Source organism: Acetomicrobium sp. S15 = DSM 107314, assembly GCF_016125955.1.
Classification (GTDB): domain Bacteria; phylum Synergistota; class Synergistia; order Synergistales; family Thermosynergistaceae; genus Thermosynergistes; species Thermosynergistes pyruvativorans.
The window spans coordinates 46,085-71,100 of record NZ_JADEVE010000042.1; the positions used below are offsets into that span (position 1 = coordinate 46,085).

42 protein-coding genes and 2 tRNA genes are annotated in these 25,016 nt (G+C 53.1%); 1 reads left to right on the top strand and 43 read right to left on the bottom strand.

Translation table 11 applies throughout. The annotated features are described in order from the left end of the window. Positions 1–5: 5 nt before the first annotated feature. From EZM41_RS00935 to EZM41_RS01145, 43 genes are all read right to left on the bottom strand, one after another. Positions 6–812, bottom strand: coding sequence for a CbiQ family ECF transporter T component (locus EZM41_RS00935; protein WP_198468488.1), 807 nt, complete (start codon positions 810–812; stop codon positions 6–8). Beyond that, positions 785–1,642 (bottom strand): ATP-binding cassette domain-containing protein, encoded by an 858-nt coding sequence (locus tag EZM41_RS00940; RefSeq protein ID WP_342449188.1) that lies wholly within the window; start codon positions 1,640–1,642, stop codon positions 785–787. The genes EZM41_RS00935 and EZM41_RS00940 overlap by 28 nt, the downstream gene beginning before the upstream one ends. Next, positions 1,642–2,469, bottom strand: coding sequence for an energy-coupling factor transporter ATPase (locus EZM41_RS00945; protein WP_198468491.1), 828 nt, complete (start codon positions 2,467–2,469; stop codon positions 1,642–1,644). Before EZM41_RS00945 ends, EZM41_RS00940 begins: the two co-directional genes overlap by 1 nt. Before the next feature lie 9 nt (positions 2,470–2,478). Then, positions 2,479–2,832 carry a 50S ribosomal protein L17 gene (gene rplQ / locus EZM41_RS00950; protein WP_198468493.1) on the bottom strand — a complete coding sequence of 118 codons (354 nt, stop codon included), beginning with the start codon at positions 2,830–2,832 and terminating at the stop codon, positions 2,479–2,481. Between the two features lie 6 nt (positions 2,833–2,838). Beyond that, complete coding sequence (locus tag EZM41_RS00955; protein ID WP_198468495.1) at positions 2,839–3,834, bottom strand: DNA-directed RNA polymerase subunit alpha; 996 nt, start codon at positions 3,832–3,834, stop codon at positions 2,839–2,841. A gap of 5 nt (positions 3,835–3,839) precedes the next feature. Continuing rightward, positions 3,840–4,466 carry a 30S ribosomal protein S4 gene (gene rpsD, locus EZM41_RS00960; RefSeq protein ID WP_198468504.1) on the bottom strand — a complete coding sequence of 209 codons (627 nt, stop codon included), beginning with the start codon at positions 4,464–4,466 and terminating at the stop codon, positions 3,840–3,842. A 30-nt stretch (positions 4,467–4,496) separates the two neighbouring features. Continuing rightward, entirely contained in the window at positions 4,497–4,889 is a 393-nt protein-coding gene (gene rpsK / locus EZM41_RS00965; protein WP_198468506.1) for a 30S ribosomal protein S11, read from the bottom strand. A gap of 31 nt (positions 4,890–4,920) precedes the next feature. Further along, on the bottom strand, positions 4,921–5,304 hold the full coding sequence (gene rpsM / locus EZM41_RS00970) for a 30S ribosomal protein S13 (RefSeq protein ID WP_198468508.1): 384 nt from the start codon (positions 5,302–5,304) through the stop codon (positions 4,921–4,923). 6 nt (positions 5,305–5,310) lie between these two features. Beyond that, positions 5,311–5,436, bottom strand: a complete 126-nt coding sequence (gene rpmJ / locus EZM41_RS00975; protein ID WP_198468510.1) for a 50S ribosomal protein L36 — start codon at positions 5,434–5,436, stop codon at positions 5,311–5,313. A 59-nt stretch (positions 5,437–5,495) separates the two neighbouring features. Then, positions 5,496–5,714: a translation initiation factor IF-1 gene (gene infA / locus EZM41_RS00980; RefSeq protein WP_198468512.1), complete on the bottom strand. Its 219-nt coding sequence runs from the start codon at positions 5,712–5,714 to the stop codon at positions 5,496–5,498. Then, on the bottom strand, positions 5,701–5,946 hold the full coding sequence (locus EZM41_RS00985) for a hypothetical protein (RefSeq protein WP_198468514.1): 246 nt from the start codon (positions 5,944–5,946) through the stop codon (positions 5,701–5,703). The genes infA and EZM41_RS00985 overlap by 14 nt, the downstream gene beginning before the upstream one ends. A 73-nt stretch (positions 5,947–6,019) precedes the next feature. Further along, positions 6,020–6,790 (bottom strand): type I methionyl aminopeptidase, encoded by a 771-nt coding sequence (map, locus tag EZM41_RS00990; RefSeq protein ID WP_198468516.1) that lies wholly within the window; start codon positions 6,788–6,790, stop codon positions 6,020–6,022. Beyond that, on the bottom strand, positions 6,777–7,439 hold the full coding sequence (locus tag EZM41_RS00995; RefSeq protein ID WP_198468518.1) for an adenylate kinase: 663 nt from the start codon (positions 7,437–7,439) through the stop codon (positions 6,777–6,779). Before EZM41_RS00995 ends, map begins: the two co-directional genes overlap by 14 nt. A 42-nt stretch (positions 7,440–7,481) precedes the next feature. After that, positions 7,482–8,774: a preprotein translocase subunit SecY gene (gene secY / locus EZM41_RS01000; protein WP_198468520.1), complete on the bottom strand. Its 1,293-nt coding sequence runs from the start codon at positions 8,772–8,774 to the stop codon at positions 7,482–7,484. A 3-nt stretch (positions 8,775–8,777) separates the two neighbouring features. Beyond that, a complete protein-coding gene (rplO, locus tag EZM41_RS01005; protein WP_198468522.1) occupies positions 8,778–9,227 on the bottom strand; it encodes a 50S ribosomal protein L15 in 450 nt (149 codons plus the stop codon). 3 nt (positions 9,228–9,230) lie between these two features. Continuing rightward, positions 9,231–9,425, bottom strand: coding sequence for a 50S ribosomal protein L30 (rpmD, locus tag EZM41_RS01010; RefSeq protein ID WP_198468524.1), 195 nt, complete (start codon positions 9,423–9,425; stop codon positions 9,231–9,233). A gap of 15 nt (positions 9,426–9,440) precedes the next feature. Continuing rightward, a complete protein-coding gene (rpsE, locus tag EZM41_RS01015) occupies positions 9,441–9,926 on the bottom strand; it encodes a 30S ribosomal protein S5 (RefSeq protein ID WP_198468598.1) in 486 nt (161 codons plus the stop codon). A gap of 37 nt (positions 9,927–9,963) precedes the next feature. Further along, on the bottom strand, positions 9,964–10,332 hold the full coding sequence (gene rplR, locus EZM41_RS01020) for a 50S ribosomal protein L18 (RefSeq protein WP_198468526.1): 369 nt from the start codon (positions 10,330–10,332) through the stop codon (positions 9,964–9,966). A 14-nt stretch (positions 10,333–10,346) separates the two neighbouring features. After that, positions 10,347–10,889 (bottom strand): 50S ribosomal protein L6, encoded by a 543-nt coding sequence (gene rplF, locus EZM41_RS01025; RefSeq protein ID WP_198468528.1) that lies wholly within the window; start codon positions 10,887–10,889, stop codon positions 10,347–10,349. A gap of 12 nt (positions 10,890–10,901) precedes the next feature. Beyond that, positions 10,902–11,306 carry a 30S ribosomal protein S8 gene (gene rpsH / locus EZM41_RS01030; RefSeq protein WP_198468530.1) on the bottom strand — a complete coding sequence of 135 codons (405 nt, stop codon included), beginning with the start codon at positions 11,304–11,306 and terminating at the stop codon, positions 10,902–10,904. A 22-nt stretch (positions 11,307–11,328) separates the two neighbouring features. Then, positions 11,329–11,514 carry a type Z 30S ribosomal protein S14 gene (locus tag EZM41_RS01035; RefSeq protein WP_198468532.1) on the bottom strand — a complete coding sequence of 62 codons (186 nt, stop codon included), beginning with the start codon at positions 11,512–11,514 and terminating at the stop codon, positions 11,329–11,331. 16 nt (positions 11,515–11,530) lie between these two features. Next, positions 11,531–12,070 carry a 50S ribosomal protein L5 gene (gene rplE / locus EZM41_RS01040; protein WP_198468534.1) on the bottom strand — a complete coding sequence of 180 codons (540 nt, stop codon included), beginning with the start codon at positions 12,068–12,070 and terminating at the stop codon, positions 11,531–11,533. Between the two features lie 13 nt (positions 12,071–12,083). Next, on the bottom strand, positions 12,084–12,410 hold the full coding sequence (gene rplX / locus EZM41_RS01045) for a 50S ribosomal protein L24 (protein WP_232618870.1): 327 nt from the start codon (positions 12,408–12,410) through the stop codon (positions 12,084–12,086). A gap of 13 nt (positions 12,411–12,423) precedes the next feature. Next, complete coding sequence (rplN, locus tag EZM41_RS01050; RefSeq protein ID WP_198468536.1) at positions 12,424–12,792, bottom strand: 50S ribosomal protein L14; 369 nt, start codon at positions 12,790–12,792, stop codon at positions 12,424–12,426. Next, complete coding sequence (gene rpsQ, locus EZM41_RS01055; protein ID WP_198468538.1) at positions 12,767–13,090, bottom strand: 30S ribosomal protein S17; 324 nt, start codon at positions 13,088–13,090, stop codon at positions 12,767–12,769. The genes rplN and rpsQ overlap by 26 nt, the downstream gene beginning before the upstream one ends. A 5-nt stretch (positions 13,091–13,095) precedes the next feature. Next, a complete protein-coding gene (gene rpmC, locus EZM41_RS01060; protein WP_198468540.1) occupies positions 13,096–13,311 on the bottom strand; it encodes a 50S ribosomal protein L29 in 216 nt (71 codons plus the stop codon). Between the two features lie 2 nt (positions 13,312–13,313). Further along, positions 13,314–13,736, bottom strand: coding sequence for a 50S ribosomal protein L16 (rplP, locus tag EZM41_RS01065; RefSeq protein ID WP_198468542.1), 423 nt, complete (start codon positions 13,734–13,736; stop codon positions 13,314–13,316). Beyond that, a complete protein-coding gene (gene rpsC / locus EZM41_RS01070; RefSeq protein WP_198468544.1) occupies positions 13,714–14,406 on the bottom strand; it encodes a 30S ribosomal protein S3 in 693 nt (230 codons plus the stop codon). The genes rplP and rpsC overlap by 23 nt, the downstream gene beginning before the upstream one ends. Positions 14,407–14,420: 14 nt before the next feature. Then, entirely contained in the window at positions 14,421–14,753 is a 333-nt protein-coding gene (gene rplV / locus EZM41_RS01075; protein WP_198468551.1) for a 50S ribosomal protein L22, read from the bottom strand. A gap of 15 nt (positions 14,754–14,768) precedes the next feature. Further along, the gene (gene rpsS, locus EZM41_RS01080; protein WP_198468553.1) at positions 14,769–15,050 is read right to left on the bottom strand and encodes a 30S ribosomal protein S19; all 282 of its coding nucleotides are present in this window, start codon (positions 15,048–15,050) and stop codon (positions 14,769–14,771) included. Positions 15,051–15,061: 11 nt separating this feature from the next. Further along, positions 15,062–15,889: a 50S ribosomal protein L2 gene (gene rplB / locus EZM41_RS01085; RefSeq protein WP_198468555.1), complete on the bottom strand. Its 828-nt coding sequence runs from the start codon at positions 15,887–15,889 to the stop codon at positions 15,062–15,064. A 14-nt stretch (positions 15,890–15,903) separates the two neighbouring features. Beyond that, positions 15,904–16,203 carry a 50S ribosomal protein L23 gene (gene rplW, locus EZM41_RS01090; RefSeq protein WP_198468557.1) on the bottom strand — a complete coding sequence of 100 codons (300 nt, stop codon included), beginning with the start codon at positions 16,201–16,203 and terminating at the stop codon, positions 15,904–15,906. Next, complete coding sequence (rplD, locus tag EZM41_RS01095; RefSeq protein ID WP_198468559.1) at positions 16,200–16,826, bottom strand: 50S ribosomal protein L4; 627 nt, start codon at positions 16,824–16,826, stop codon at positions 16,200–16,202. Before rplD ends, rplW begins: the two co-directional genes overlap by 4 nt. 26 nt (positions 16,827–16,852) lie before the next feature. Beyond that, positions 16,853–17,476 (bottom strand): 50S ribosomal protein L3, encoded by a 624-nt coding sequence (gene rplC, locus EZM41_RS01100; protein ID WP_198468561.1) that lies wholly within the window; start codon positions 17,474–17,476, stop codon positions 16,853–16,855. A 30-nt stretch (positions 17,477–17,506) separates the two neighbouring features. Continuing rightward, complete coding sequence (rpsJ, locus tag EZM41_RS01105; protein WP_198468563.1) at positions 17,507–17,812, bottom strand: 30S ribosomal protein S10; 306 nt, start codon at positions 17,810–17,812, stop codon at positions 17,507–17,509. Positions 17,813–17,825: 13 nt separating this feature from the next. Beyond that, positions 17,826–19,019, bottom strand: a complete 1,194-nt coding sequence (tuf, locus tag EZM41_RS01110) for an elongation factor Tu (protein ID WP_198468565.1) — start codon at positions 19,017–19,019, stop codon at positions 17,826–17,828. Between the two features lie 181 nt (positions 19,020–19,200). Beyond that, positions 19,201–19,276: transfer RNA gene (locus tag EZM41_RS01115), tRNA-Thr, on the bottom strand. A gap of 9 nt (positions 19,277–19,285) precedes the next feature. Next, positions 19,286–19,371: transfer RNA gene (locus EZM41_RS01120), tRNA-Tyr, on the bottom strand. Positions 19,372–19,452: 81 nt separating this feature from the next. Continuing rightward, on the bottom strand, positions 19,453–20,985 hold the full coding sequence (locus EZM41_RS01125) for an amidohydrolase (protein ID WP_198468567.1): 1,533 nt from the start codon (positions 20,983–20,985) through the stop codon (positions 19,453–19,455). A gap of 264 nt (positions 20,986–21,249) precedes the next feature. Next, positions 21,250–22,065 carry a metal ABC transporter permease gene (locus EZM41_RS01130; protein ID WP_198468569.1) on the bottom strand — a complete coding sequence of 272 codons (816 nt, stop codon included), beginning with the start codon at positions 22,063–22,065 and terminating at the stop codon, positions 21,250–21,252. Next, positions 22,058–22,831, bottom strand: coding sequence for a metal ABC transporter ATP-binding protein (locus EZM41_RS01135; protein WP_198468571.1), 774 nt, complete (start codon positions 22,829–22,831; stop codon positions 22,058–22,060). The genes EZM41_RS01130 and EZM41_RS01135 overlap by 8 nt, the downstream gene beginning before the upstream one ends. Next, the gene (locus EZM41_RS01140) at positions 22,832–23,692 is read right to left on the bottom strand and encodes a metal ABC transporter solute-binding protein, Zn/Mn family (RefSeq protein WP_232618872.1); all 861 of its coding nucleotides are present in this window, start codon (positions 23,690–23,692) and stop codon (positions 22,832–22,834) included. Beyond that, entirely contained in the window at positions 23,689–24,153 is a 465-nt protein-coding gene (locus tag EZM41_RS01145; RefSeq protein ID WP_198468573.1) for a Fur family transcriptional regulator, read from the bottom strand. The genes EZM41_RS01140 and EZM41_RS01145 overlap by 4 nt, the downstream gene beginning before the upstream one ends. Before the next feature lie 137 nt (positions 24,154–24,290). On the opposite strand from EZM41_RS01145, the gene EZM41_RS01150 reads away from it, so the two are divergent. Further along, positions 24,291–25,013: a DUF362 domain-containing protein gene (locus EZM41_RS01150; protein ID WP_198468575.1), complete on the top strand. Its 723-nt coding sequence runs from the start codon at positions 24,291–24,293 to the stop codon at positions 25,011–25,013. The last annotated feature ends 3 nt before the right edge of the window (positions 25,014–25,016 follow it).

The following is a 25,016-nucleotide window of genomic DNA, read 5'->3' on the forward strand; positions in this document are numbered from 1 at the left end:
GGCACTCAAGACCACCCGTCTAAGTAAATGAAGGTCAAAACGACAACAACTACAAGGATCAAGGCAAGCGTATCCGACAAAGACCAACACAGGGGGTGCATCCTGCTTCTTCCGACTCCGCCCCTATATCCGCGCGCCTCCATGGCGACAGCAAGTTCGTCAGCCCGCTTGAAGACGATAACGAAAAGAGGCACCAAGACGGGTATGAAGGCTCGCAATCTCTTTATGATGCCGCCTTGATCCAGTTCCGCGCCTCTCGCAAGCTGTGCCTTCATGATGCGATCTGTCTCATTCAGTAGCGTAGGAATAAATCGCAACGCTATGGTCATCATCATGGCCAACTCATGGGCCGGAAAACCCAATGGCTTCAAAGGCGAAAACAATTGCTCTAATCCGTCGGCCAGCTCCATTGGGCTTGTAGTGAGCGTCAGGAGGTTTGCAAAAAGCACAAGAAAGAGAAGCCTGAGGCCCATCCTCACGGCGAGGTTTGCGCCTTGGCTGGTCACGGTTAAAAAACCCAACTTGAATAAGGCATCTCCTCCGGTGAAGAAAAGATGCACGATGGCCGTAAAAACCACGAGGATCAATACGGGCCGCGTGGAGCGGACCAGAACCTTAAGCGACAAACGAGAAAGAAGGACGGAGAAGATCAAAAACGCTCCCCAGAAAGAGAAAGCCAAGGGGTGGAATGCCGTAAACACTCCGATCAGGATAATCACTGTCGAAAGTATCTTGCAGCGCGGGTCGAGGCGATGAACGGCGGAATCGGCCGGGATATATTGACCTAACGTGAGATGCTCGAGGAAGCGCACGGCGAAACCTCCTTGGCCACTGCCGAAAAGAGCCTTTCGACATCCCACGTTATGGGCACGTCCATGCCTCGCTTACGCAACTTCCAGGCCAATTCCACCAAGGGCGGCAAGACCAATCCCTTGGGGGGACGTTCAATTAGCTGCTCAACGATGACACACGGTGGGCCCCAAAACCTGCTCTTCCCGCCTTCTAAAACTAAAATGCGATCGCACAATTTGAGCGCGATGTCTAGGTCGTGCGTGATATGCACTATACCAAACCCTTCTTCTTTGAAGGACTTCAACAGCGCAATGAGCTCCCTCTTTCCGCGCGCATCCAAGCCGGCTGTAGGTTCGTCGAGTACGAGATAAGACGGGCGTGCCGCCAAAACAGAAGCAATCGCCAGCCGCCTTTGTTCCCCTCCTGAAAGGCTAAAGGGACTCCGAGAAATCATACCTTCGTCCAAGCCTACAAGCCGTAGAGAGTCACGCACTACTTTGTCAAGTTCGCCTTCCGGCACCCCAAAATTGCGCGGCGCAAAAGCGACTTCATCGAATACGCTCTCGGCAAAAAGCTGCTGTTCGGGATATTGAAACACGAGCCCGACGCAACGGCGGATATTCTTAAGCTGCGCACCTTTTGAAACTACAGGTACGTCATCGACACATACGCTTCCCTTTGTAGGCAAAAGCAGCGCATTGAGGTGCTGTGCCAGCGTAGATTTACCACTGCCCGTGTGTCCGACGATCGCAACCCACTCTCCTCTGTCCACGGAGAGACTGACCCCGTCCAGGGCCACGGTTTCGATGGGCGTGCCGCTATGATAGACGTATTTAACGCTCTCGACCACTATCGACAAAGGGATTCCACCACCTCAAGGGGAGACGGCGGCACGGTGCGCTCTATCAACCCACACACCATCAACTTATGCCAAAATAGCACCACATCGGGCACATCTAAACCCCATTCGAAGAGACGATCGGGCTCCAGAAACAGCTCAATTGGGGTCCCGTTCCAAACCAGGCATCCTCCTCCCAATATCAAAACCCTGTCACAATCCAAGATCTCCTCCGTCCTGTGAGTTATTTGCACCAGCGTCATTCCTCGATCGCGAAGGGTAGAAAAGAGGGCCAAGAGCTCTTCCCTGCCGGAGGGATCGAGCATGGAGGTAGCTTCATCCAAAACCAAAACCTCGGGGTTCATGGCCAGTGCGCCGGCTATGGCTAAGCGTTGCTTTTGTCCGCCCGAAAGGGCATAAGTGGGGCGTCGGCGCAATTCACTCAATCCTGTCACATCGAGAGCCCAATCTACCCTCTCGCTTATCTCCTCAGGAGGCAACCCCAGGTTTTCCGGCCCAAATGCCACATCCTCTTCCACCACAGCGGCCACTATCTGATTATCAGGGTTTTGAAAAACCATGGCCACCGTTCGCCGTATGTCGAAGAGGCGCTCAGGGTCACGTGTGTCCAACCCGCATATAAGACAAACGCCCTGCGTCGGCTGAAGCAGGGCGTTTAAATGCTTGGCTAAGGAGGATTTGCCCGATCCGTTTTCCCCTACTATCGCCACCTGTTCTCCCCTGTATATCTCCAGGTCGATGTTCGATAGAGCGAAATGGGATGTGCCAGGATAGGCAAAAGATACCCCCTTTAGGGCGCATATTGCCTCTTTTGCCATGATGCCAAATTATTGGACGAGCTCTATCACTGCAGTTGGAGCTCCATCGCTCGGCCTGTTGCCGGCCTTGACAACCCTGGTATAACCGCCCGGCCTGGTGGCATATCTTGGTGCAAGCTCATCGAAAAGCTTCTTCGTAGCCTCTTTATTGTTAAGGCGCGCTGCTACGATGCGACGATCGTGCACGCCTCCTCTCTTGGCTCGAGTGATCAGCCTCTCGACGAGACGGCGCAGTTCTTTAGCTCTGGTCACCGTAGTGACGATGCGCTCTTCCATCACGAGACTTATGGCAAGATTTCTCATCATGGAACGCCTGTGGCCCCCTGGGCGCCCGAGCTTGCGCACGTCAACTCTATGTCTCATGGTTAATTAATCCCCCTTTTCCTCGTTATCCACGTTGCCTTCGTCTCGTAACGCCAATCCATGTTTGGCCAGCTGTTCTTCTATCTCCTTCAGGGCCATTTTGCCCAAGTTGCGTATCTTGAGCAAGTCACTCCTCGTGCAGTTAAGCAACTCACCGATCGTTCGAATGTTGCCCCGCAACAGGCAATTCTCGCTTCGCGTCGAAAGCCCGATGTCTTTTATGGGACGAGAGAGCAGCTCAGCCCCATAAGAAGGTGCGAGTGTCTTGGGCTCGACCTTGCCTTCTTCATGCTGCGAAGTGCGCTCTTCTATCGTCTTGCTCAATCGGTCTGAAAACTTAGCAAAATAGCCCTGCAAAATCCTGGCCGCTTCCACAATGGCATTGTCCGGCCGAACCGCCCCGTTCGTCCACACTTCCAACACAAGTCTATCGTAGTCAGTCCTCTGTCCAACTCTCGCATCTTGCACCTCGTAACTCACGCGCAAAATCGGAGAGAAGATAGCGTCAATCAAAATGGCATCGGCCGGCAAGTATTGGGGGCGTGGACGGTCAGAGGTAACATACCCTACCCCCCGTCCCACATAAAGGTCCATCGCAAGCGATGCCCCCTCCGCCAAAGTGCAAATGTATGCATTTGGATCTACAAACTCTACTTCGCTGTCTGGAAAGATGTGGGCAGCCGTGACGCGCTCAGGCCCTTCGACTTCCAGTCGCAATTGACGCACTTCTGCGCTATGGCTTTTAAGAGGCACGCGTTTGAGATTGAGCGAAAGCTCAATCATGTCCTCCTTTACTCCAGGAATTACCGAAAATTCATGAACAACCCCCTCAATGCGCACTGCCATGATCGCCGCTCCCTCTATGGACGAAAGAAGCACACGGCGCAGGGCATTGCCCAAAGTGGTCCCATAACCGCGCATCAGAGGCTCTACAACTATCTTCCCATACCGCTCGGCGAGATCCACAGTGCGAATCTCGGGCTGAATATGCTCCAACCCCATACCTCCTATCTGGCGTAAAACTCCACAACCAGCTGCTCGTTCACTAGCACGTCTATTTGCTCTCTCGTAGGAAGGCTTAAGACCCTGCCTTCCGCCCTGTCGGCATTAAGCTCAAGCCAAGCTGGCACGCCCCTTGTGCGCGCAACCTCCAAGTTGTCGCGCACCCATGCAATGTCGCGGCTCTTCTCGGCAATGGCCACGATGTCGCCCGGCCTGACCAAGGCGCTCGGTATATTCGCCCTTTTGCCGTTCAGGGTGATGTGGCCGTGACGAACAAGCTGACGCGCCTGACGCCTGCTCGAGGCGAAACCCAACCGAAAGACTACGTTGTCCAACCTTCTCTCCAGAAGCTGGAAGAAGGCATGCCCAGTCTGTCCAGGCATTCTGGTGGCCATCGAATAAAAGCGACGGAAAGCGGCCTCGTGCATCCCATATATACGGCGCATCTTCTGTTTCTCCCTTAAGCGCACCCCATATTCGGTCTCCTTCGGCCTACGAGAGCCATGCTGACCAGGACGATGGTTCCTGCGGCCTACGGCGCATTTTTCGCTGTAGCAACGATCGCCCTTTAGAAATAACTTGGTCCCTTCGGCACGGCAAAGCCTACAAAGGGGACCTGTATATCTGCTCATCCTGCTCCACTACCTCCTTTGTAGGTAACGTTAAACGCGGCGCCGCTTTGGCGGGCGGCAACCATTATGAGGAACGGGTGTGACATCCCTGATCGTATTCACCTGAAGGCCGACAGTCTGAAGACTGCGAATGGCTGACTCGCGCCCCGGCCCGGGTCCCTTAACGAGCACATCGACCTGCTGAACGCCGTGAACCTGGGCTTGCTTAGCCGCCTGTTGAGCGGCCAATTGAGCGGCATAAGGCGTAGACTTCCGAGTGCCCTTGAAGCCGACGTTGCCGCCGGATGCCCACGATAGGACGTTCCCTCCCTTATCGGTTATAGTGATTATAGTGTTGTTGAACGTGGAGTAAATGTGAGCCACACCATAACTCACATTCTTCTTTTCTTTTCTTTTACCCCTGCGTTGTTTGCTTTTCGCCAACCTGGCTCAACCTCCTGCAAGTTCAATTCGCTTATTTCTTAGCGGTGGCCTTCTTCTTGCCGGCCACAGTGCGACCCGGTCCTTTGCGAGTTCTGGCATTCGTTCGCGTCCTCTGCCCCCGCACGGGAAGCCCCAACTTGTGTCTGATGCCTCTGTAGCAGCCTATATCTATGAGGCGTTTGATATTGCCGGCCACCTCGCGCCTCAGATCGCCCTCCACTCGGTAATTGCGTTCTATCTCCGATTGCAACTTCTGGATTTCCTCTTCCGTGAGATCCTTTACGCGCGTATCGGGGCTTACTCCTGTGTTTGCAAGTATCTTGCGGGCAGAGGATAATCCTATACCGTAAATGTATGTAAGGGCAATCTCTATCCGCTTTTCGCGGGGTAAATCCACACCTGCAATGCGTGCCATATCTTCTTACCTCCTCGCACCTTGACGCTGTTTATGGCGCGGGTTCTTGCTGCAGATAACCCGCACAACCCCGTGACGTTTAATGACACGACAATATTCACATATTGGCTTTACGGAAGGTCTGACCTTCATTACGCTCACTTCCCTTCTGAAAAAACTTTTAAGCAGCTATGACCTCGAGGTGCTCATTTTTATTTATACCTATACACGATGCGACCCCTGCTCAAATCGTAAGGCGAGAGCTGCACCAACACCTCATCCCCTGGCAATATGCGAATGAAGTGCATGCGCATCTTACCGGAGACATGTGCCAATATGCGATGACCATTTTGCAATTCGACACGGAACATCGCGTTGGGCAACGGCTCCAATACCTTGCCGCGCACTTCTATCACCTCATCTTTGGTCATACGGCTGCTTCATCCTCCTTGATCCTCCTTCAATTTCATATCCGGCAGCAGACGCGCGCTCTGTCAACCATCCAGGATCGACAACGCCGCCCTCCTTCAACCTACGAGCTACCTCTGAAACGACCGAGCGAGTCCACTGAATGTGCTTCGGGTTCTTTTTCTTGAAAATCAAGTTACCCCTGTGGACTCCGAGGAGAACCAGTCGCCCCTCCTCGCTCAGGTAGCCAGCCACGATATACCAGGCACCTGCATCTTTGCCCTTGATAGAGTATACTATTTGTCCCACTTCAAACGGATATGGTGGGTCACTCCCAAGGGGTAAGGATTTCCGCTTCGCCATCGGTCACTAACACAGTATGCTCAAAATGGGCAGCATCGGCCCCATCGGCTGTCACCACGGTCCAGCGATCGGACAATGTTACAACTTCTTCTCCCCCTGAAAGCACCATGGGCTCTATGGCTATCGTCATGCCTCTTTTCAACGTCACGCCGTTCCCAGGACGGCCGTAGTTTGGCACCTGGGGCGGCTCGTGGAGCCTGCGACCTATGCCATGCCCGCAATAATTACGAACAAGGGAAAACCCTTGAGAGATCACATACGATTCGACGGCATGACCTATGTCGCCCACTGTCTTACCCTCCTGAGCAGCCGCAATAGCTCTATGCAGTGACTCCAGGGTAACCCTAAGCAGTGCCTCTTTCCTCGGCGAAACTTTCCCTACGGGATATGTACAAGCCGCATCACCATAATACCCTTTATACAGTACGCCCACATCAACGCTTACAATATCGCCTTCACTCAGCGCGCGCTCGTGCGAGGGAATGCCGTGGACAACTTCTTCGTTTATAGAGATACACAGAGCGCCCGGAAAAGGAATTGGGCAACCGGGCATCGTGTAACCCTTAAAGGCCGGAATGCCTCCGCTGCGCTCGATTAGCTCGCTCGCCGCCTCATCCAGCCTTGCCGTATCGATTCCCGGCTGTATACGTTCTCTCAACAACTCCAAAACCGAGGCTACAATTCGCCCGGCCTGGCGCATTATGTCTATCTCCCAATCCTTCTTAAGCGTGACCATGGTACCCTCCAGCCAAACTTTCCTCGATCGCATGCGCTACCTCGTCGCTTCCACGGGCAGCTTCCACTTTTTTGAGGATTCCTTTTCGCAAATAATAGTCGATGAGCGGAGCCGTTCGCTCCCTGTAGACCGCCAGGCGTTGCCTTACCACTTCTTCCTTGTCGTCGTTTCGTTGTATTGCCATCTCTCCGCAATGATCGCAGAGCGAATCTGCCTTCGGAGGATTGAATGAAACATTGTAAATAGCACCGCACTTAGGGCATACGCGTCGGCCGGAAAGTCTTTTTACTATGGTCTCGTCATCCACTTCCAGGAGAATGACGGCATCCAGTTTCACCTTTAATTTTTTCAGAATGCGGTCCAACGCCTCGGCCTGAGGCAACGTCCTCGGAAAACCGTCGAGTATAAAGCCCTCGCTGCAGTCCGGTTCCTGCAGGCGACTTTCTACCATCTCCACGATGATATCATCCGGAACGAGATCACCGGCTTGCATATAACGCTCAGCCAATTTGCCCAGTGATGTCCCTCGCTTTACGTTCTCCCTTAAAATATCACCCGTCGAAATGTGGGCTATCCCGTATGCCTCTTTGATTTTAGCTGCTACTGTACCCTTGCCAGCCCCTGGGGGGCCTAAGAATATCAGACGCATTTTACACCTCGTTCCAGTTCCGCCGCGACAAAGAGAACCGACCTACAAGCGCAGCAAACCGCCAGTGCGCTCCCTGCGCTTTAGTATGCCCTCATAATGACGAATTAAAAGCTGAGCTTCGATCTGGTGAACTGTATCGAGAGCCACGCCTACGACGATGAGCACGGCGGTGCCGCCGAAGTAAAACGTTGTTATCCCCATAAGGCTCGTCATTAACGTAGGAATTAGCGCTATGGCAGCGAGAAATATTGCCCCTCCCAATGTGATCCTGGATAGAACTTTTTCGATGTATTCGGCTGTAGGCCTACCAGGTCGAATTCCCAAGATGAAACCGCCGTATTTCTTCATGTTGTTCGCCACGTCCGCGGGATTGAATACGACTGCCGTGTAGAAGTACGTGAAGAATACGATCAGGGCTACATAAAGGACCATGTAAAGGGCACTGTTCGGAGAAAGTAGCCTTTGTATAAACATGGCGGCCTCGCCTGAGAAAAACCGCGCGATAGTGGAAGGGAAGAGCAGGACCGAGGAGGCGAATATTATAGGTATTACGCCTGCCTGGTTAACCCGCAGCGGTATAAAGGTGCTTTGGCCACCATAGACGCGATTCCCTACCACGCGTTTGGCGTACTGGACCGGCAAACGGCGCTGTCCTTCTTGAAGGACTATGCAGCTTGCCACGACGAGGACGATGATCACGAGGGCTACTAACAATGTCAAAGCATTCATTTCTCCAGACCCCAGCATCGACCAAGTCCTGATGACGGCCTCGGGCAAACGAGCGACTATCCCTGCAAATATCAGCAAGGAGATGCCGTTGCCGATGCCATGATCCGATATCATCTCGCCCAGCCACATGACGGTCATACAGCCGGCTACAAGGGTGATGACCACCACTCCCATGTTGAGCGCGCCGCTCGGAAAAACACCGAGACCGCGCAACCAGAAAGCCATGCCCGCTGCCTGAACGGCTGCGAAAAAGATTGTGCTCACTCTGGTGTACTGGGTGATCTTACGCCGCCCCTCTTCGCCCTCCTTCTGTAGGCGCTCCAGGGCAGGTATCACTACGGTCAAAAGCTGTATGACTATGCTCGCATTTATGTACGGCGCTACGCCTAAGGCAAACACGCTAAAGCGGCGCAAGGCACCACCTGCAAAGAGATCAAAAAAACTCAGCATGCCTCCCTCTTGAAAGAGGCCGGCCATGGCCGCAGCATCAATGCCGGGGGTTGGGATATGGGCTCCCAACCTGAAGACGAAGAGCACTCCTATTGTAAAAAGAATCCTCCTCTTTAGGTCGGGCAGCTTAAAGGCATCCCTAAAGGAATCGAGCATCCTCTAAATCACCTCGGCCTTTCCACCTGCGGCTTCAACTCTCTCCTTCGCCTTCATACTGAAAAGGTTGGCACGTACGACCAGGGGCTTTGTGAGCTCACCGTCCCCTAATATCTTTACCGGCGTGGAAAGATCTTTAATGAGGCCGGCAGCGAACAGCTCCGCCGGTCCAACGATGCTTCCATTCTGAAAAAGCTCATCGAGCCTCCCAATGTTTACGACCTGATACACCTTAGCAAAGCGCGCGTTGCTAAAACCCCTCTTGGGGATCCGCCTGTGCAGGGGCATCTGCCCACCTTCAAAGCCAACCGGCAGCTTACCAGTGCCTGCCCTCGCGCTTTCACCTTTGTGGCCCTTCCCGCAGGTCTTTCCGTGTCCGCTGCCGATGCCACATCCCAGGCGTTTGGGTTTTCGTTTGGAACCAGAGGCTGGCTTCAAATCGCCAATATGCATCAGCTATTCCCTCCCTTCCTGAACCGCCGACCACTCCACAAGATGCTCTACCGCCTTTATCATGCCGCGCACCTGAGGCGTGTCATCATGCTCTACCGTGTGATTGAGGCGCTGCAAGCCCAATGCCCTTATGGTCCTGGCTTGGCGCTTCGGATAACCTATGGCGCTGCGTTTCCAGGTGATGCGAAGCTTTCCCATCGTCCCGCGCCCTCCTCACTTAGTGAGTTCCTTCTCCTTGCCCCTGAGTTTCAACAACTCTTCCGGGGATCGGAGAGATTTTAAGGCCTCTAATGTCGCGTACGCCACATTGATGGGGTTGGATGTCCTGCCTATAACCTTCGTAAGGACGTCTTTAACCCCTCCGAGTTCCATGATCGCCCTGACCACAGCGCTGGCGATGACGCCCGTTCCTGGCGCAGCCGGTCTCAGCAAAACCGAAGCGGCACCGAAATTGCCGATTATGGGATGAGGTATAGTGGTGCCGACTTGTTTCAATTCCACAAGGTCTTTTTTGGCCTTCTCTATGCCCTTTCGCACCGCTTCTGGTATTTCCCGAGCCTTGCCCAAGCCAACGCCCACATATCGCTCCTCGTCCCCGACGACGACGAGGACGCTGAACTTAAACCTCTTGCCTCCCTTGACCACCTTGCTGACGCGGCTGATGGCTACAACTCGTTCCTTCATCGTCTCTTTTTCCATTACATCCCGCTTTGTCACCACGAAGGCCATCCTCCTCCTAAAACTTTAATCCAGCGTCGCGAGCTGCATCGGCCAGCGCTTTTATCCTGCCGTGATAAATGTGACCGCCACGGTCAAAGACTACTGCGCTTATCCCTTTTGCAGACGCGCGCTCAGCGATAAGTCTACCGACAGCCTTAGCGGCCTCCGTGTCTTTCTTGGAAGCCATGCTCTCCCTTAACGCCTTTTCGAGCGTCGAAGCGGCTGCAATTGTATGTCCCCGTTCGTCATCTATCAACTGGGCGTAAATATAATGGAGGCTCCGGAATACTGCTAATCGCGGGCGCTCCGCAGTGCCCGAAACTTTCTTTCTCAGGCGACGATGTCGCAGCTGCCGCCCTATGTTGCGGCTTTCCTTGTTGGTCAATGGTCCATACCTCCTCACTTCGCAGCGCTGGTCTTGCCGGCTTTGCGAACCACTTGCTCGCCCACATAGCGAATGCCCTTGCCCTTATATGGCTCTGGAGGGCGAAATCCTCTGATTACAGCTGCCACTTGGCCGACCTGTTGTTTGTCAATGCCTCGCACTATAATCTTAGCCGGGCCGTCAGTGGCCAACTCCACGCCCTTTGGAGCCTCGAATTCAACCGGCTTCGAATATCCCAGGCTCAATACAAGCTTGCCGCCCTGGACTTGAGCGCGATATCCTATGCCCACTATCTCGAGCTGCCTCTCAAATCCTTGAGCCACGCCTGTTGCCATGTTAGACAAAAGCGCCCTTGCAAGACCGTGGAGGGCCCTCGCTTCTTTATCATCGCTGTGTCTGTGTACATAGATTTGACCGTCTTTCACCTGTGCCTCGATGTCCGGCCACAGTTCGAGGGAGAGCTCACCTTTGGGCCCTTTCATTTTTACCCTTTTGCCCTCCACAACGGCGCTCACGCCCTTAGGGATGGGAATGGGTTTTCTCCCTATGCGCGACATGGCCTTTCCTCCTCACCATACATAGCAGACGACCTCCCCACCCAAGCCTTTGCGCCTGGCCTCTACATCGGTCATTAAGCCGCTCGGTGTGGATATGATCGCAACTCCAAGCCCTCCCATTACTTTGGGCAATTCCCTCTTATTGACGTAAAAACGCCTTCCGGGCTTGCTTACCCGCTTTACACCTTGAATCACGCGCTCCTTGTTGGGACCGTAATTCAGATATACCCTAATAGTAGCGTAAGGTTTCTGCGGATCGTTTACAACTTTGAAGTTGCGTATATACCCCTCTTGCTTTATGAGTTTGACAATTTCAAGCTTCATCTTGCTCAATGGAATATCAACCCACTCATGACGCGCAATGTTGCCATTCCTGATGCGCGTCAGCATATCTGCTATTGGGTCATTGACATACATCGTCCCATCCTCCCGATTCTGGCTACCAGCTCGCCTTGATCACGCCAGGGACCTTTCCCTCACGCGCCAACTTTCTGAAACAGCAACGGCACATCTGGAACTTGCGCAAAAACGAGCGCGGCCTCCCACAGATTGGGCATCTATTATACTTCCGCACCGGAAATTTGGGCTCCCTGGTTGCCTTTACCATAAGCGCCTTTGTAGACACCTATACATCACCTTCCTCAGCGGCTGAAAGGAAAGCCAAGCTCAGCAAGGAGAGCCTGAGCTTCCTCGTCTTTTTTAGCGGTGGTAACGATCGTAATGTTCATACCCCGTACCTTTAACACCTTGTCATAATCGATCTCCGGAAAAACGAGTTGCTCTCGCAAACCTAAATTATAATTGCCCCTGCCGTCGAAACTGCGCCTCGAAATGCCGCGAAAGTCCTTTATACGCGGCAAGGCGACGGTGACGAGGCGATCCAAAAACTCCCACATTCGCGCTCCGCGCAACGTTACCATGCACCCCACCGGCATACCAGCACGAACCTTGAAGTTGGCCACAGATCTCTTTGCGCGCTTAAGGACAGGGCGTTGCCCCGTTATGAGCGCAACCTCTTCCATGACCGCATCCAGGTATTTTATGTCCTGCTTTGCCTCCCCCACGCCGACGTTGATGACCACCTTCTCAATGCGAGGCACTTCCATGACATTTTTGTAGCCAAACGTTTGCATGACACGAGGCACAGCATCGCGATATTTCTGCAAAAAACGAGAAACCATATCGACGCCTCCCCTATACCTTGTCCACGATCTCCCCACACTGCTTGCACAGGCGGACTTTACGGCCATCCTGCATGAAAGCCCTTTTGACCCGCGTCGGCTTGCCGCAGGCCGGACAAACGAACATGAGCTTACATGCATATATGGGAGATTCTTGCTTAATGATGCCGCCCTGAGGGTTCTTCTTGCTCGGGCGCGCATGTTTTGTGACTATGTTTACGCCTTCCACAACCGCCATACCGCGGCTCGGTATGTTGCGAAGAACCTTACCTTCTTTGCCCTTATCTTTCCCAGATATTACGCGCACCATATCGCCTTTTTTAATTCGCATCTTGCCCATCTCAAAATCCACCTCATATCACCTCGGGAGCCAACGAGACAATTCGCATGAACTTCTTCTCCCTGAGCTCCCTTGCCACCGGACCGAATATGCGTGTCCCCCGTGGATTTCCCTGATTGTCTATCAAGACTGCCGCGTTGTCGTCGAAACGAACGTATGAGCCATCCCTTCTTCGCACTTCTTTTTTAGTGCGAACTATTACTGCTTTTACCACATCACCCTTTGAGATATCGCTGTTAGGGGCAGCCTCTTTGACAGAGGCAACTATCGTGTCTCCGATTGTGCCCCAGCGCCGCTTGCTGCCGCCCAACACTTGTATGCACATTATTCTCTTGGCACCGGAGTTGTCTGCGACATTAAGCATCGTTTGAAGCTGAATCATCGATCCTACCTCCCTCGTTGGAGGCTTCGCCTTCCAAAAGTTGAGCTTTGGCCACTACCGTAACTACTCTCCACCTTTTGCGGCGAGAGAGGGGCCTGGTTTCTTCTATTTGCACTGTATCACCAACGCGACAGCTGTTCCCTTCGTTATGGGCCATATACTTCTTGTGCCTGACCACTCGTTTGCCGTAAAGCGGATGCTCGGCAGTGCGCGTAACGCGGACGACGACGGTTTTATCCATCTTGTCGCTCACCACCACTCCCACCCGCGTCTTACGGCGGGACAGATGTTCCTCCATCGTTGCTACCTCCTCACCGTCGAGCGATCCGGGGATAATTCTTTTTCCCTCACGACCGTCAAAATCCTCGCTATAGTTCGCTTTACCTCTTTAATCCTCCCAGTATTGCCCAACTGGCCAATGGCATTCTGGAAGCGCAAATTAAAGAGCTCTTCCTTGTATTGGAGATGCTTTTCTCTGAGTTCGTCCAGCGTTAGATCGCGAAGCTCGCCCGCTTTCATCCTCACTCACCACCCATTCCCTCTCGACAGATGACCCGAACCTTTATGGGAAGCTTACAGGAGGCCGCACGAAAGGCCTCTTCTACAAGCTCCTTAGAGATCCCAGCCACCTCAAAGAGGACACGACCTCTTTTGACAGGGGCAACCCACAGTTCGGGCGTGCCCTTGCCTTTGCCCATGCGCGTTTCAAGAGGTTTTTTGGTATAGGCTACATCGGGGAAGACGCGAATCCACATCCTTCCGCCCTTACGCAACCTACGAGTGATGGCAATCCTGGCCGCCTCTATCTGGCGAGCGGTAAGCCAAACATTCTCCAAGGCCTGAAGACCATAGTCTCCAAACGCCACATTAGCCCCTCTCCTGGCCATGCCCCTGAGAGGAGGACGGTGCGGTTTTCTGTATTTAACTCGCTTGGGCATGAGCATCTGTCTTATCACCCTCCTGGGAACCGACAAGGCTCGCCCTTTCAAGGCTGGCATCGCCCTTGTATATCCAAACCTTGATGCCAATGGCGCCTGCTATCGTGCGAGCTGTCGCAAAACCATAATCGATATCGGCCCTAATCGTAGATAGGGGAAGTTGCCCCTCGAGATACCATTCCTTACGAGCTATTTCAGCACCACCCAAACGACCGGAGCACTGAATTTTTACGCCCTTAGCGCCCGCCTTCATGGCCCTGAATATGGCCTGCTTCATGGCGCGGCGGAACGAGACCCTTCTTTCTATCGCTGAAGCCACTCCCTCGGCCACGATTTGGGCTTCTATGTCAGGGGATTTTATCTCTTGAATGTTTATCATCACCCTGCAGTTCGTCATGCCGTGCAATTCTTCTCTGACATTCTGGATCTCCGTGCCACCTTTGCCGATGACGATACCAGGGCGCGCTGTCCAAACCGTGAACCTAATGACGTTGCCTATGCGCTCTATTTCGACCCTGGAAATCCCGGCGCGAGACCACCTGTTTCTAATCCACTCCCGCAACTTGATGTCGCTGTGGAGGTTTTTGGCATAAGACTTTCCCTCGCTGTACCAGCGCGACTCCCAATCGCGCACGACGCCTACCCTATATGCAACGGGATGTACCTTCTGGCCCACCTTCACACCTCCCTTTAGCGTTCAGACACCACTATAGTGATATGACTGGTTCTATGGCGATATGGGTGAGCCCGTCCCATAGAAACCGCTCGCCATCGACGCATACTGCTCCCCTGATCCGCAAAGGCCTTCTTCACTACGAGTTTGTCCACGTCGAGGCCGTGATTGTACTCCGCATTCGCCACGGCGCTGCGCAGAACTTTCTCTACGATGCGCGCTGTCTTCTTGGGGGTGTAGCGCAAGGCCATCATCGCTTCTCCCACGTCCTTGCCTCTTATCAAAGTAAGCGTCTGCCGTACTTTAAAGGGGGAAACCCTAACTCCCTTAGCTATTGCTTTTGCCTCCATAAGATCCTCCCCTTTTTATCTCACCCGAGTAGCGCGTTCTTGGCCGGCATGACCACCGAAGCGGCGAGTGGGAGAGAACTCTCCCAGTTTGTGCCCCACCATATGCTCGGTTATGTATATCGGCAAGTGAGTTTTTCCGTTGTGTATGGCTATAGTGTGTCCTATCATGCTCGGCACTACAGTAGACCGCCTCGACCAGGTCTTTATAACCCTCTTCTTGCCGGTCTCGTTCATCTCTTCTATCTTGCGCAAAAGCTTCGGGTCCACGTAGGGCCCCTTTTTCCTGGAACGAGCCATCGTCAATCCTCCTATTTCTCGTATCTACGGCGCACGATCATCTTGTCCGAAGCTTTATCCTTGCGGGTTCTATACCCCTTGGCAGGGGTGCCCCACGGAGAAACCGGATGCTTGTTGGATTTACTTCGCCCCTCGCCGCCTCCCATAGGATGATCGACGGGGTTCATTACCATGGCTCTAACTCTGGGCCGCCTTCCCAACCAGCGCTTGCGACCAGCCTTGCCATGAACTGCATTCTCGTGAGTTTCATTTCCTACCTGGCCCACTGTAGCCATACACTCGAGCAACACCTTCCGCAGTTCGCCGCTCGGCATGCGGAGGAGGGCGTATTTACCCTCTTTGGCCATCAGCTGAGCCGAGACACCTGCAGCGCGCACGAGTACCCCTCCACGGCCCGGTTGCAGCTCAACGTTGTGAATAAAAGTTCCAACCGGGATATCCTTCAGCTTAAGCGCGTTGCCAGGTTTTATGTCCGCACCAGAACCAGCCATTATCATATCGCCTACTGCGAGCCCTGTCGGGGCCAAGATGTAGCGCTTTTCCCCATCTAAGTAATGGATGAGAGCTATTCGAGCGGAACGGTTAGGATCGTATTCGATGGCCGCCACCTTCCCAGGCACACCGATTTTGTCCCGCTTGAAGTCAATAATCCTGTATAAGCGCTTGTGCCCCCCGCCGCGTCTGCGTATGGTTACTCGACCGAGATTGTTGCGCCCTGCCTCAGAGTTCAACGATTTCACCAGGCTGCGCTCGGGAGCTTTCTTCGTAATCTCAGAAAAGTCCGGCGTGGCCATAAAACGGCGTCCAGGCGTGTACGGCTTGTATCTTTTAATCCCCATCGCCAAATCTCCCCTTATCTTATGCTAGCGCCCTCGAAGAACTCGATGCGCTCCCCTGGAGCCAGCGTGACAACGGCCTTTTTCCACGATCGAGAGCGACCTACATGCACACCAAGACGCTTGGGTTTAGAATTCACCTTGATGGTGTGAACCTTTACGACCTTCACCTTGAATGTCTTCTCCACAGCCTTCTTTATCTCACCCTTGTTGGCACCTGGATGAACCTCAAAAGTATATTTATTGTGCTCCATCTGGCGATTGCTCTTCTCCGTGATGATCGGCCTAATAATTATATCGTGAGGCAATAAGTTCAATTGCCATACACCCCCTCAATCCTTCTTGCGGCCTCCGGCGTGAGCAGAAGATTGCTATGATCCAAGATGTCGTAAACATTTATGCTATCTACGTGCAAAACTTTGGCGCCAGATAAATTGGACACAGATTTGTTCACCGCCGGCATGCTCTGGTGCACGACGATCAGGGGTTTCTCCGCTGCATCCACCTTCTGCAGAAAGGCGAGCATGACCTTGGTCATTGGGCGCTCCAATTCCAGATCGGTCACGACCAACAAATGTCCCTCTTGCGCCTTAACCGTCAGGGCGCTCCTCATCGCAAGACTGCGTACCTTCTTATTGACTTTTTGCCTATAAGAGCGCGGTTTAGGACCATGAGCCACGCCTCCCCCAGCCCATATAGGAGACCTTATGCTCCCTTGGCGGGCACGGCCAGTGTGCTTCTGGCGCCACGGCTTTCGACCGCCACCGCGCACCTCGCCGCGCGACTTCGCAGAGTGCGTCCCCTGCCTAAGATTAGCGAGTTGAGCTGTAACCACCTGATGCATGGCCGGAACGTGCACTACGGCGCCGAAGACCGCGTCGGCGAGAACAAATTCACCGACTGAATCGTCTTTGAAGTTAACTTGCTTTACAACAGGCATCGACTTTGCCCCTCCCTCTTGGCGCCTCATGACTTCTTGTGGATCAAAAGCAGGCCATTCCTCGACCCTGGAACAGCGCCCTTAAGGATCAGGAGGTTATTCTCCTCATCTACAGCTGCTACGGAGATATTTTTCACGGTCACTCGCCTTCCGCCCATGCGACCGGGCATCCTCTTGCCCTTAAAAACGTGACTAGGTGATGAGTTGGCTCCAGAGGAACCAGGCTGTCGATGAAACTTAGATGACCCGTGGCTGGCCGGACCCCCGCCAAAACCGTAGCGTTTTATAACGCCGGCGAAGCCCTTTCCTTTGCTGACGCCGGTTACGTCCACTACCTCTCCTTCCTGGAAAGACCCCACAGTGACCTCGCTGCCTACCCGGACGTCAACCGGTTCGTTTATCCGGAACTCTCTGAGCCATCTTTTGGGCTCCACCCCGGCCTTTTTAAAAGAAGCCCTCATTGGGCGGTTGACCTTGTTTGGCTTCACGTCTCCATAGCCCAAGACAACGGCAGAATAGCCATCCTTTTCTGGTGTGCGCAGAGCCGCAACTACGCATGGCCCGGCCTCAACCAACGTTACCGGGATCACTTTACCTTCCGAATCGAAGATCTGGGTCATTCCAACCTTGCGACCCAAGATGCCTTTCATAAACGCCAACTCCTTTCGACCTCAAACCCTCTAAAGCTTTATCTGGATATCCACCCCAGAGGGAAGATTCAACTGCATCAGCGCTTCCATCGTCTTCTGAGTGGGATCCACGATGTCGATAAGACGCTTATGGATGCGCATCTCGAACTGCTCCCGCGCGTTCTTGTCCTTGTGCGGCGACTTGAGCACAGTGAATCTGTTTATCTCAGTCGGAAGCGGAATAGGACCAGACACGCGCGCACCGCTCCTAATGGCGGTCTCTGCAATTTGCAGGGCTGAACTATCCAGCACTCGGTGATCAAAGGCTTTGAGTTTAATGCGGATCGTTTTGGCCATCTACGTCACTCCGCTAATCCAATATCTTCGTTACCACACCAGCACCTACGGTGTGACCGCCTTCTCTGACTGCAAACCTTAAGCCTTCTTCGAGGGCTATGGGAACGATGAGCTTTACCTCGAAGGTGGCGTTGTCTCCGGGCATGACCATCTCTACGCCATCGGGCAGCTTTATGTCGCCGGTGACGTCGGTGGTCCTGAAGTAGAACTGGGGCTTGTACCCTGTGAAGAACGGTGTGTGTCGGCCGCCTTCTTCTTTCTTCAAAACGTACACCTCGGCGTAGAAGTGTTTATGCGGGGTTATGGAACCTGGCTTTGCCACGACCATGCCTCGCTCTACCTCGTCTTTGTCCACGCCGCGCAGTAGTATGCCTATGTTGTCTCCGGCTATGGCTTCGTCCAAGATCTTCCTGAACATCTCGAGGGATGTGGCGACGGTCTTTATCTTATCCTCCCTCATTCCTATTATTTCCACTTCTTCTCCGGGCTTTATCCTTCCTCTCTCTACCCTGCCCGTTACGACTGTGCCGCGCCCTGTGATGGTGAATACGTCCTCTACGGGCATGAGGAAGGGTTTATCTACATCCCTTACGGGTTCAGGTATGTAAGAGTCGCAGGCATCGAGCAAGTCCCATATGGGCTTCGTGTCCTCGTTGTCCTCGTCTGCCTGGAGGGCTTTAAGCGCAGAACCCCTTACTACTGGGATCTCGTCTCCGGGGAAGCCGTACTTATTCAAGAGGTCCCTGACTTCCATCTCGACCAAGTCCAAGAGCTCCGGGTCATCTACCATGTCCACCTTGTTCATGAAGACGACTATGGCGGGGACGTTGACCTGACGTGCCAACAATACGTGCTCCCTCGTCTGGGGCATGGGACCGTCGGCTGCGGATACCACCAAGATAGCGCCGTCCATCTGGGCTGCGCCGGTGATCATGTTCTTTATGTAGTCTGCGTGTCCGGGGCAGTCTATGTGGGCATAGTGGCGGTGCTCCGTCTCGTATTCCACGTGAGATATGTTTATCGTTATCCCGCGCTCCCTCTCCTCGGGGGCCTTGTCGATCTGCTCGAAGGGCACGAAGTTAGCGAACCCCTTGCGGCTCAACGTCTTTGTGATGGCAGCAGTGAGCGTGGTCTTGCCATGGTCTATGTGACCGATGGTGCCTATGTTCAAGTGTGGCTTGCTCCTCGTAAATTTCTCTTTGGCCATGTCTACAAACAACCCCCCTTGTCTTTCGAAGGCAATGCCTACAGCTTCTAAGCGTTACTCGCTGCATCCGGCCCTGTAAAACCCTTATAATGCGAATTGCAAACGCAAATGATTATAGCATAAACCTAACACAAAAAAGACCCAGAGCTCTTAAGAAACCCTGGACCTTTACCTTTAAAAATGGAGCCGACTGCCGGAATCGAACCGGCGACCCCTTCCTTACCATGGAAGTGCTCTGCCTGCTGAGCTAAGTCGGCAAAAACACATGGTGGGGGGGGCAGGGTTCGAACCTGCGAAGGCATACGCCGGCAGATTTACAGTCTGCAGCCTTTGACCGCTTGGCTACCCCCCCGCACACGGCAATGTTATCTTACCAGCTTCCCATATGTTGTCAAGAGCTGCCGCGCAGGACAGCGCGGCAGCTCTTGAAGCGCTACAATTTAGGTTCTACGTAGTGCGGCTCCATCAACGGCCGCCACTTGGTCATCTCGCTATCGAACATATCCAACTCGGGCCCCACTTCCTTAGGGACATACGGCTGATAGGGGATCCGCTCGGAGAGCTCTCCGAACTCCTCTTTCACCTTCTTAAGTTGCCCTGGGTCAGCGATCAGATCAATAGCAGTGGATGAGAGCACTTTGGCACCGATGAGCATTCCTTTATGTCCTATGCTCGTGGAACCTACGGCCACGACGCCCCATGAATGGCCCGGTATTCCCTTCGGCCAACACGGAGTGTTCAGGGTAGCTACGGGAGCGACAAGACTTATCTCCCCCACGTCTGTAGAGCCCCCGCCGGTAAATACCGCAGGAGGCGGCGTGAAGACGAGCTTGTCGGGCAGCCCGGTCTGATCCTTGCCCATGTTCTTCTGCACTTCCTTGGCGAAGGATTGCTCTTCCTCGGCCCACTTGGGCAGGCCTATTTTTTCCATGTTTTTGTATATCAGCTTAGCTAATGCGTCATTCGAGTGTTTTTGGTGGTAAGCCTTTATAACCTGCACATCGTATGAGCAGCCGGATGCAAGAGCACCAGCCTTGACGCAGTTTTCGAACTTCTTGTACGTTTCTGGAAGCCTATCGTCGGTATCTCGCACATAAGCCATTACCACCACTTTATCAGGGACGATGTTCGGCCAAGAGCCGCCCTCTTGGATAATGTAATGGATCCTGTTAGTGAAATATAGGTGCTCCCTCAGATATTCTACGGCCACACCCATTATGTTAGCCGCATCCAGAGCACTAACGCCGTCCCATGGCGCTGAACCAGCATGAGCACTCTTTCCGGTGAAGGTAATCCTCAAAAGCATCAGGGCACTGGTGTGGGCACCGCTCTCGGCTTCGAATTTATTGGCGGGATGATTGTCCAACACCACGTCGGTCCCGTTAAAGACCCCCTCTCGAACCATAAAGATCTTGGCGCTGCCAGACTCCTCGGCAGGACAACCGAAGAACTTAACCGTGCCGGAGATGCCATGCTTTTCCATCACATGCTTTAAGGCTATGGCTGAGGCCGCCCCAGTCGTACCGAGGAGGTTATGGCCGCATCCGTGGCCAGGAGCTCCTTCCACAACGGGTTCCTTATATGACACAGCCTTCTGGGATAATCCCGGCAAAGCGTCGTACTCTCCAGTGAAGCCAATCACAGGCTCTCCAGATCCCCACGTCGCCACCATGGCCGTCGGCATTCCTGCCACGCCCATTTCCACCTTAAACCCATATTTCTCGAGGAGTCTTTTTAAAACATCGGAAGACTTGAACTCTTGGAAACCAAGCTCGGCGTAGCTCCAGATCCCATCGGCTACGGAGGCGAGTTCTTCTGCGTGACCATCAAGGAAGGCGACTGCCTCCCCCTTCGCAGCTTCAAAATCAACCTGAGTTGCAGCGGAGGCCAAAGGAGGGAAGAAAGCTACTGCCACAAGAAGCACGCCTATACCCCAGGCTCGCAACCACTTCCGCACCGCACGCATCGCCATCATCTCCCTTAATATGAAATTTATGAATCATTGCTTCATATTATAAACGCTATTTATGAGGCAGGACACACCACCAAAATATAAAATCACTGTAAGATATTATGAGGTTAAGCTAAAAATCTACAGCGGATGATCGGCGTTGTCGGCGACAACGCTTTCCCTTGAACTACGACCTCGAGAACAGAACCCATGCCCATATGCTCGGTTCGTCCACACTAACTAATCTATCGCGGGCACCCTTGAACAAAATCATAGTTATCAAGCTCGGACTGCCGTGCGGTATCGAAGCCAAAGCTCGGAGGCGAGATAAGCTGCAGCCGCGACGATGATTATGGTTGCACCTGATGTGAGGTTAAAGCGATAGGCCAAAAAGAGACCCGAGAGAGAGAAAACGAGGCTTAGAAGAGAAGAAAGGACCATCATGCCAGCCAGAGAACGGCAATACTTCTCGGCCATATACGGTGGAATAGAAATCAGCGCTATCACCAAGATCAGCCCTATCATCCTGATGACGAGGACAATCGAAAGCGACGTGAATATTATCAGGGCAAAGTGCAGATGCGCCACCGGCACGCCCCTCACGCGGGCAAATTCCTCATCGTACGAGTAGGCCAAAAGTTGGCCATAAAACAATGGAACGAGCGCACATAAAAGAACTGCCATGGCAGACATGAGGATCATGTCCGTATTCGTGACCATGAGTATGCTGCCGAAGAGATAACTCATCAAATCCGCCATGTATCCTGGAGTGAGATCGGCGAAGAGCACCCCTATGGCCATACCCACAGCCCAAATTATGCCTATAATCGCATCTGCTCTGGACTTCCCCTTTAGCGTCACCCATGCCATAAAGATGGAGGAGAGCAAGGCGAAAGCCATCGCCCCAAGTTGCGGCGAAAAGCCGAAAAAGAGCGCCATGCCAATTCCGCCATAGGCTGCATGTGCAACGCCTCCAGCCATGGACACCAAGCGCTTGGTAACCACCATCGTGCCGACTATACCGCAGATGACGCTGGCCAGACACGCAGCGATTAAGGCGTTGCGCATGAAATCGTATTGAAGCGCTTCAAACATTATCCTTATCCTCGTGACGGGCCAAGACGCGGTGGGGAAGGCCGTGCGCTATAATCTCGACTGGGCAAGACCCGTAGGCAAGTTTCAGCATCTCAGGCGTTATCTCATTTGAGCTGTGGTAATACACAGCTCCGTTCACACATGCTACAGCCGTGGCATAGCTTGAAACGACCGATACATCGTGGCTTACCGCCACAACTGTAATCATCCTGTTCAGCTCTCGCAGCTTGTCATAGAGGATGCCCTGCGCTTCCACATCCACGCTGGCGGTGGGTTCGTCCAAAAGCAACATCTTGGGCTCCGAAGCCAAGGCTCTCGCTATGAGGACGCGCTGGCGCTGTCCCTGGGAGAGTTCGCCCATCCTGACAAACTCGTATCCCCCCATGCCCATCTCTTCGAGCGCCTCTTGTGCCTTGATTTTATCCTCCCTCTCATAAAAACCCTTCGAACTCCGCAGCCTGCCCATGAGGACTACATCTAACGCCGTGACAGGAAAATCGAGGCTGAAACTCGAATTCTGTGGTACATATCCCAACAGATGCGATGCGCGCCTTGGCTCAACGCCAAACACACGAACCTTACCACGCTGAGGCCTGTAGAGCCCCAAGGCGAGCTTCAGGAGCGTCGTCTTCCCCCCTCCGTTGGGACCGATAATGGCCAGAAATTCCCCATGAGGCACAGCAAATGACGCCCCTCGCACTGCTGGAGAATGATTATATGAAAACCACACGTCTTCAAAGATAATGTCAGGCGTATCTGAAGTCATTTACATAGCCTCCGCGAGGATTTTAGACACGGCTTTAAGGTTTTCGGTCCAATCCTCGGCGAGTGGATCGATATCGATCAAATTCGCTCCGATCGCATCGGCGATAACCTTAGCGCCGGCCTTCGAATGCTGAGGGGAGACGAAGATCGCCTTCGTCCCTTCGAGCCTCGCCATCTCGATCAAGCGAGCCAAGTCAGCCCCCTTAGGCTCCTTCCCCTCCGCTTCTATGGAAACTTGGATTAACCCATAGTCATTGGCAAAATATCCCCACGCGGGATGGAAGACTATGAACTTTTTACCGCGCACGCCCTTTAAGGTTTCCCACAGCTCTGCATCCAGGTCGGTTATCTCCTTTAAAAAAGTCCTGTAGCGTTCCCTATAAACATCTATTCCATCATGGTCGATAGATGCAAGGCCGCGGTAGACATTATCGGCGATCCTCAAGGCTGCGAGTGGTGATGTCCAGATATGCGGATCTGAACGATCTCCTTCGTGGTCACCATCTTCAAGGAAGGGGATGCCGTAGGCAGCGTCTACCACCACTAATTTTGGATTTGTAGCCTTTATCCTTGGCAAAAGGTTCGCTTCAAAGGGAAAGCCGGTAGCAAAATATGCGCGGGCGCTGGAGAGCGCTGCCATTTGTTTGGGCTTGGGTTCAAACGTATGGGGATCATCACCAGGTCTGATCAAAGCCTCTGCTTTGATTCCGCTGCCGCCTATGCGCTCGACGAAATACGCCATCGGCGGCACCGACACAAAGGCCAAAAGCGCCTCTTCGCTTGAAGCTGAGCGGATGCCTATCGTGCCTTCCGCAACGACAAAGGCCAACAAAAAGAAGACCGCAGAAACAAACCGTCTCAACGTTGCTCTCCTCCCTTTTCATAGTCGATTAACTTCCCTTTCCTGCACTTAGCGCACAACCCTTCGAACACTAATGTTGCCCGGCGGACCTCAAAGCCTTTTCCTACCAACGAGGCGAGCTCCTTGGAATCATCGAAATTGAACGGCCGCAGGCAAAACAGATGTCCGCATTTCTCGCACCTGAAATGCGCATGAGGGGGGTTGTGGGCACATGCTTTAGCATAATAACGGCAATTTTCTATTTCCCCCACACACCTCACTAACCCCTCTCTTTCAAAGAGCCTCACAGTACGATAAACTGTGGCCAAGTCCACACGCTTCTCAGCCGGGAGGGCTCGATGTAGTTCTTTTGCAGTAAAATGACAATCCGTATCGAATATCTTTTGTAGTATCGCCAGGCGCTGCTCCGTCACGGCAAGCCCCTTGGCTTTTAAAGCCTCGAGAGCATCACACAGATCCATGGATCTACTTTACACCAGATGCAAACGATTTGCAACTAATTTAGACCATTGACATGCTCGATACCAGGTGTAAAATACTGAATACAAGAATAGCAATAACAAGCAATAAAATATAATCATTTCAAGGAGGTGGGCACATGAGGATAGACCAGGAGCTTTGCGTGCGCTGTCTTAAATGTCTTCCCTACTGTCCCGTGGATGCCATTATAAACGGACCCGAAGGAGTACACATAGACCAGGGGCTCTGCGCTGAGTGCGGAACATGCCTCCGCGCGGCAGGTTGCCCAACCGGTGCGCTCCAAGAGCCTGAGGATGTCTATAAGGAACCGAGATCCGTGCGGAAATTCTTCTCTGACCCAACAACGACACACAAGGAGACGATGATCCCAGGGCGAGGCACAGAAGAAGTCAAAACCAACGATGTAACTGGGCGCGTAAAGCGAGGTCAGGTAGGCATAGGGATAGAAATGGGACGCCCTGTTTTGGGGACCAAAATGACTGAGGTTGAAAAAGTTACCATGCGCCTTGCCCAGATGGGTATTCAGTTAGAACACAATAACCCCCTTTTTTATTTGATAGACGACCCACAAAAGGGTACGCTCAAAAGCTGGGTTAAAAATGAGCAAGTCATTTCCTGCATAGTGGAATTTGAGATCCCTTTTGAGAGATTAAAAGAAGTCCTCCAGGCAATCCGCGAGCTTGCCAGTGAGGTAGACACTGTGTTTTCCCTCGATCTAGTGTCGAGGTTCGACGAAGATGGAAACATCCCAACGCTACCGATATTGGAAGAGCTTGGGATATGCTATCGTCCAAATGCTAAAATAAACCTGGGCCTTGGACGCCCTCTGCGGGAGGAGTGAAAA

What these genes read in the sequence shown, in the direction of transcription:
- EZM41_RS00945 (WP_198468491.1), bottom strand. Translation starts at nt 2,469, where the DNA reads ATGGCAAAAGAGGCAATATGCGCCCTAAAGGGGGTATCTTTTGCCTAT.
- rplQ (WP_198468493.1), bottom strand. Translation starts at nt 2,832, where the DNA reads ATGAGACATAGAGTTGACGTGCGCAAGCTCGGGCGCCCAGGGGGCCAC.
- EZM41_RS00955 (WP_198468495.1), bottom strand. Translation starts at nt 3,834, where the DNA reads ATGGGGTTGGAGCATATTCAGCCCGAGATTCGCACTGTGGATCTCGCC.
- rpsD (WP_198468504.1), bottom strand. Translation starts at nt 4,466, where the DNA reads ATGAGCAGATATACAGGTCCCCTTTGTAGGCTTTGCCGTGCCGAAGGG.
- rpsM (WP_198468508.1), bottom strand. Translation starts at nt 5,304, where the DNA reads ATGGCACGCATTGCAGGTGTGGATTTACCCCGCGAAAAGCGGATAGAG.
- rpmJ (WP_198468510.1), bottom strand. Translation starts at nt 5,436, where the DNA reads ATGAAGGTCAGACCTTCCGTAAAGCCAATATGTGAATATTGTCGTGTC.
- infA (WP_198468512.1), bottom strand. Translation starts at nt 5,714, where the DNA reads ATGACCAAAGATGAGGTGATAGAAGTGCGCGGCAAGGTATTGGAGCCG.
- map (WP_198468516.1), bottom strand. Translation starts at nt 6,790, where the DNA reads ATGGTCACGCTTAAGAAGGATTGGGAGATAGACATAATGCGCCAGGCC.
- EZM41_RS00995 (WP_198468518.1), bottom strand. Translation starts at nt 7,439, where the DNA reads ATGCGTCTGATATTCTTAGGCCCCCCAGGGGCTGGCAAGGGTACAGTA.
- secY (WP_198468520.1), bottom strand. Translation starts at nt 8,774, where the DNA reads ATGCTCGATTCCTTTAGGGATGCCTTTAAGCTGCCCGACCTAAAGAGG.
- rplO (WP_198468522.1), bottom strand. Translation starts at nt 9,227, where the DNA reads ATGCATATTGGCGATTTGAAGCCAGCCTCTGGTTCCAAACGAAAACCC.
- rpmD (WP_198468524.1), bottom strand. Translation starts at nt 9,425, where the DNA reads ATGGGAAAGCTTCGCATCACCTGGAAACGCAGCGCCATAGGTTATCCG.
- rpsE (WP_198468598.1), bottom strand. Translation starts at nt 9,926, where the DNA reads ATGGAAAAAGAGACGATGAAGGAACGAGTTGTAGCCATCAGCCGCGTC.
- rplF (WP_198468528.1), bottom strand. Translation starts at nt 10,889, where the DNA reads ATGTCGCGCATAGGGAGAAAACCCATTCCCATCCCTAAGGGCGTGAGC.
- rpsH (WP_198468530.1), bottom strand. Translation starts at nt 11,306, where the DNA reads ATGTATGTCAATGACCCAATAGCAGATATGCTGACGCGCATCAGGAAT.
- rplE (WP_198468534.1), bottom strand. Translation starts at nt 12,070, where the DNA reads ATGGTTTCTCGTTTTTTGCAGAAATATCGCGATGCTGTGCCTCGTGTC.
- rplX (WP_232618870.1), bottom strand. Translation starts at nt 12,410, where the DNA reads ATGGGCAAGATGCGAATTAAAAAAGGCGATATGGTGCGCGTAATATCT.
- rplN (WP_198468536.1), bottom strand. Translation starts at nt 12,792, where the DNA reads ATGATTCAGCTTCAAACGATGCTTAATGTCGCAGACAACTCCGGTGCC.
- rpsQ (WP_198468538.1), bottom strand. Translation starts at nt 13,090, where the DNA reads ATGGAGGAACATCTGTCCCGCCGTAAGACGCGGGTGGGAGTGGTGGTG.
- rpmC (WP_198468540.1), bottom strand. Translation starts at nt 13,311, where the DNA reads ATGAAAGCGGGCGAGCTTCGCGATCTAACGCTGGACGAACTCAGAGAA.
- rplP (WP_198468542.1), bottom strand. Translation starts at nt 13,736, where the DNA reads ATGCTCATGCCCAAGCGAGTTAAATACAGAAAACCGCACCGTCCTCCT.
- rplV (WP_198468551.1), bottom strand. Translation starts at nt 14,753, where the DNA reads ATGGAGGCAAAAGCAATAGCTAAGGGAGTTAGGGTTTCCCCCTTTAAA.
- rpsS (WP_198468553.1), bottom strand. Translation starts at nt 15,050, where the DNA reads ATGGCTCGTTCCAGGAAAAAGGGGCCCTACGTGGACCCGAAGCTTTTG.
- rplB (WP_198468555.1), bottom strand. Translation starts at nt 15,889, where the DNA reads ATGGGGATTAAAAGATACAAGCCGTACACGCCTGGACGCCGTTTTATG.
- rplD (WP_198468559.1), bottom strand. Translation starts at nt 16,826, where the DNA reads ATGCCTGTTGTAAAGCAAGTTAACTTCAAAGACGATTCAGTCGGTGAA.
- rplC (WP_198468561.1), bottom strand. Translation starts at nt 17,476, where the DNA reads ATGAAAGGCATCTTGGGTCGCAAGGTTGGAATGACCCAGATCTTCGAT.
- rpsJ (WP_198468563.1), bottom strand. Translation starts at nt 17,812, where the DNA reads ATGGCCAAAACGATCCGCATTAAACTCAAAGCCTTTGATCACCGAGTG.
- tuf (WP_198468565.1), bottom strand. Translation starts at nt 19,019, where the DNA reads ATGGCCAAAGAGAAATTTACGAGGAGCAAGCCACACTTGAACATAGGC.
- EZM41_RS01125 (WP_198468567.1), bottom strand. Translation starts at nt 20,985, where the DNA reads ATGCGTGCGGTGCGGAAGTGGTTGCGAGCCTGGGGTATAGGCGTGCTT.
- EZM41_RS01130 (WP_198468569.1), bottom strand. Translation starts at nt 22,065, where the DNA reads ATGTTTGAAGCGCTTCAATACGATTTCATGCGCAACGCCTTAATCGCT.
- EZM41_RS01135 (WP_198468571.1), bottom strand. Translation starts at nt 22,831, where the DNA reads ATGACTTCAGATACGCCTGACATTATCTTTGAAGACGTGTGGTTTTCA.
- EZM41_RS01145 (WP_198468573.1), bottom strand. Translation starts at nt 24,153, where the DNA reads ATGGATCTGTGTGATGCTCTCGAGGCTTTAAAAGCCAAGGGGCTTGCC.
- EZM41_RS01150 (WP_198468575.1), top strand. Translation starts at nt 24,291, where the DNA reads ATGAGGATAGACCAGGAGCTTTGCGTGCGCTGTCTTAAATGTCTTCCC.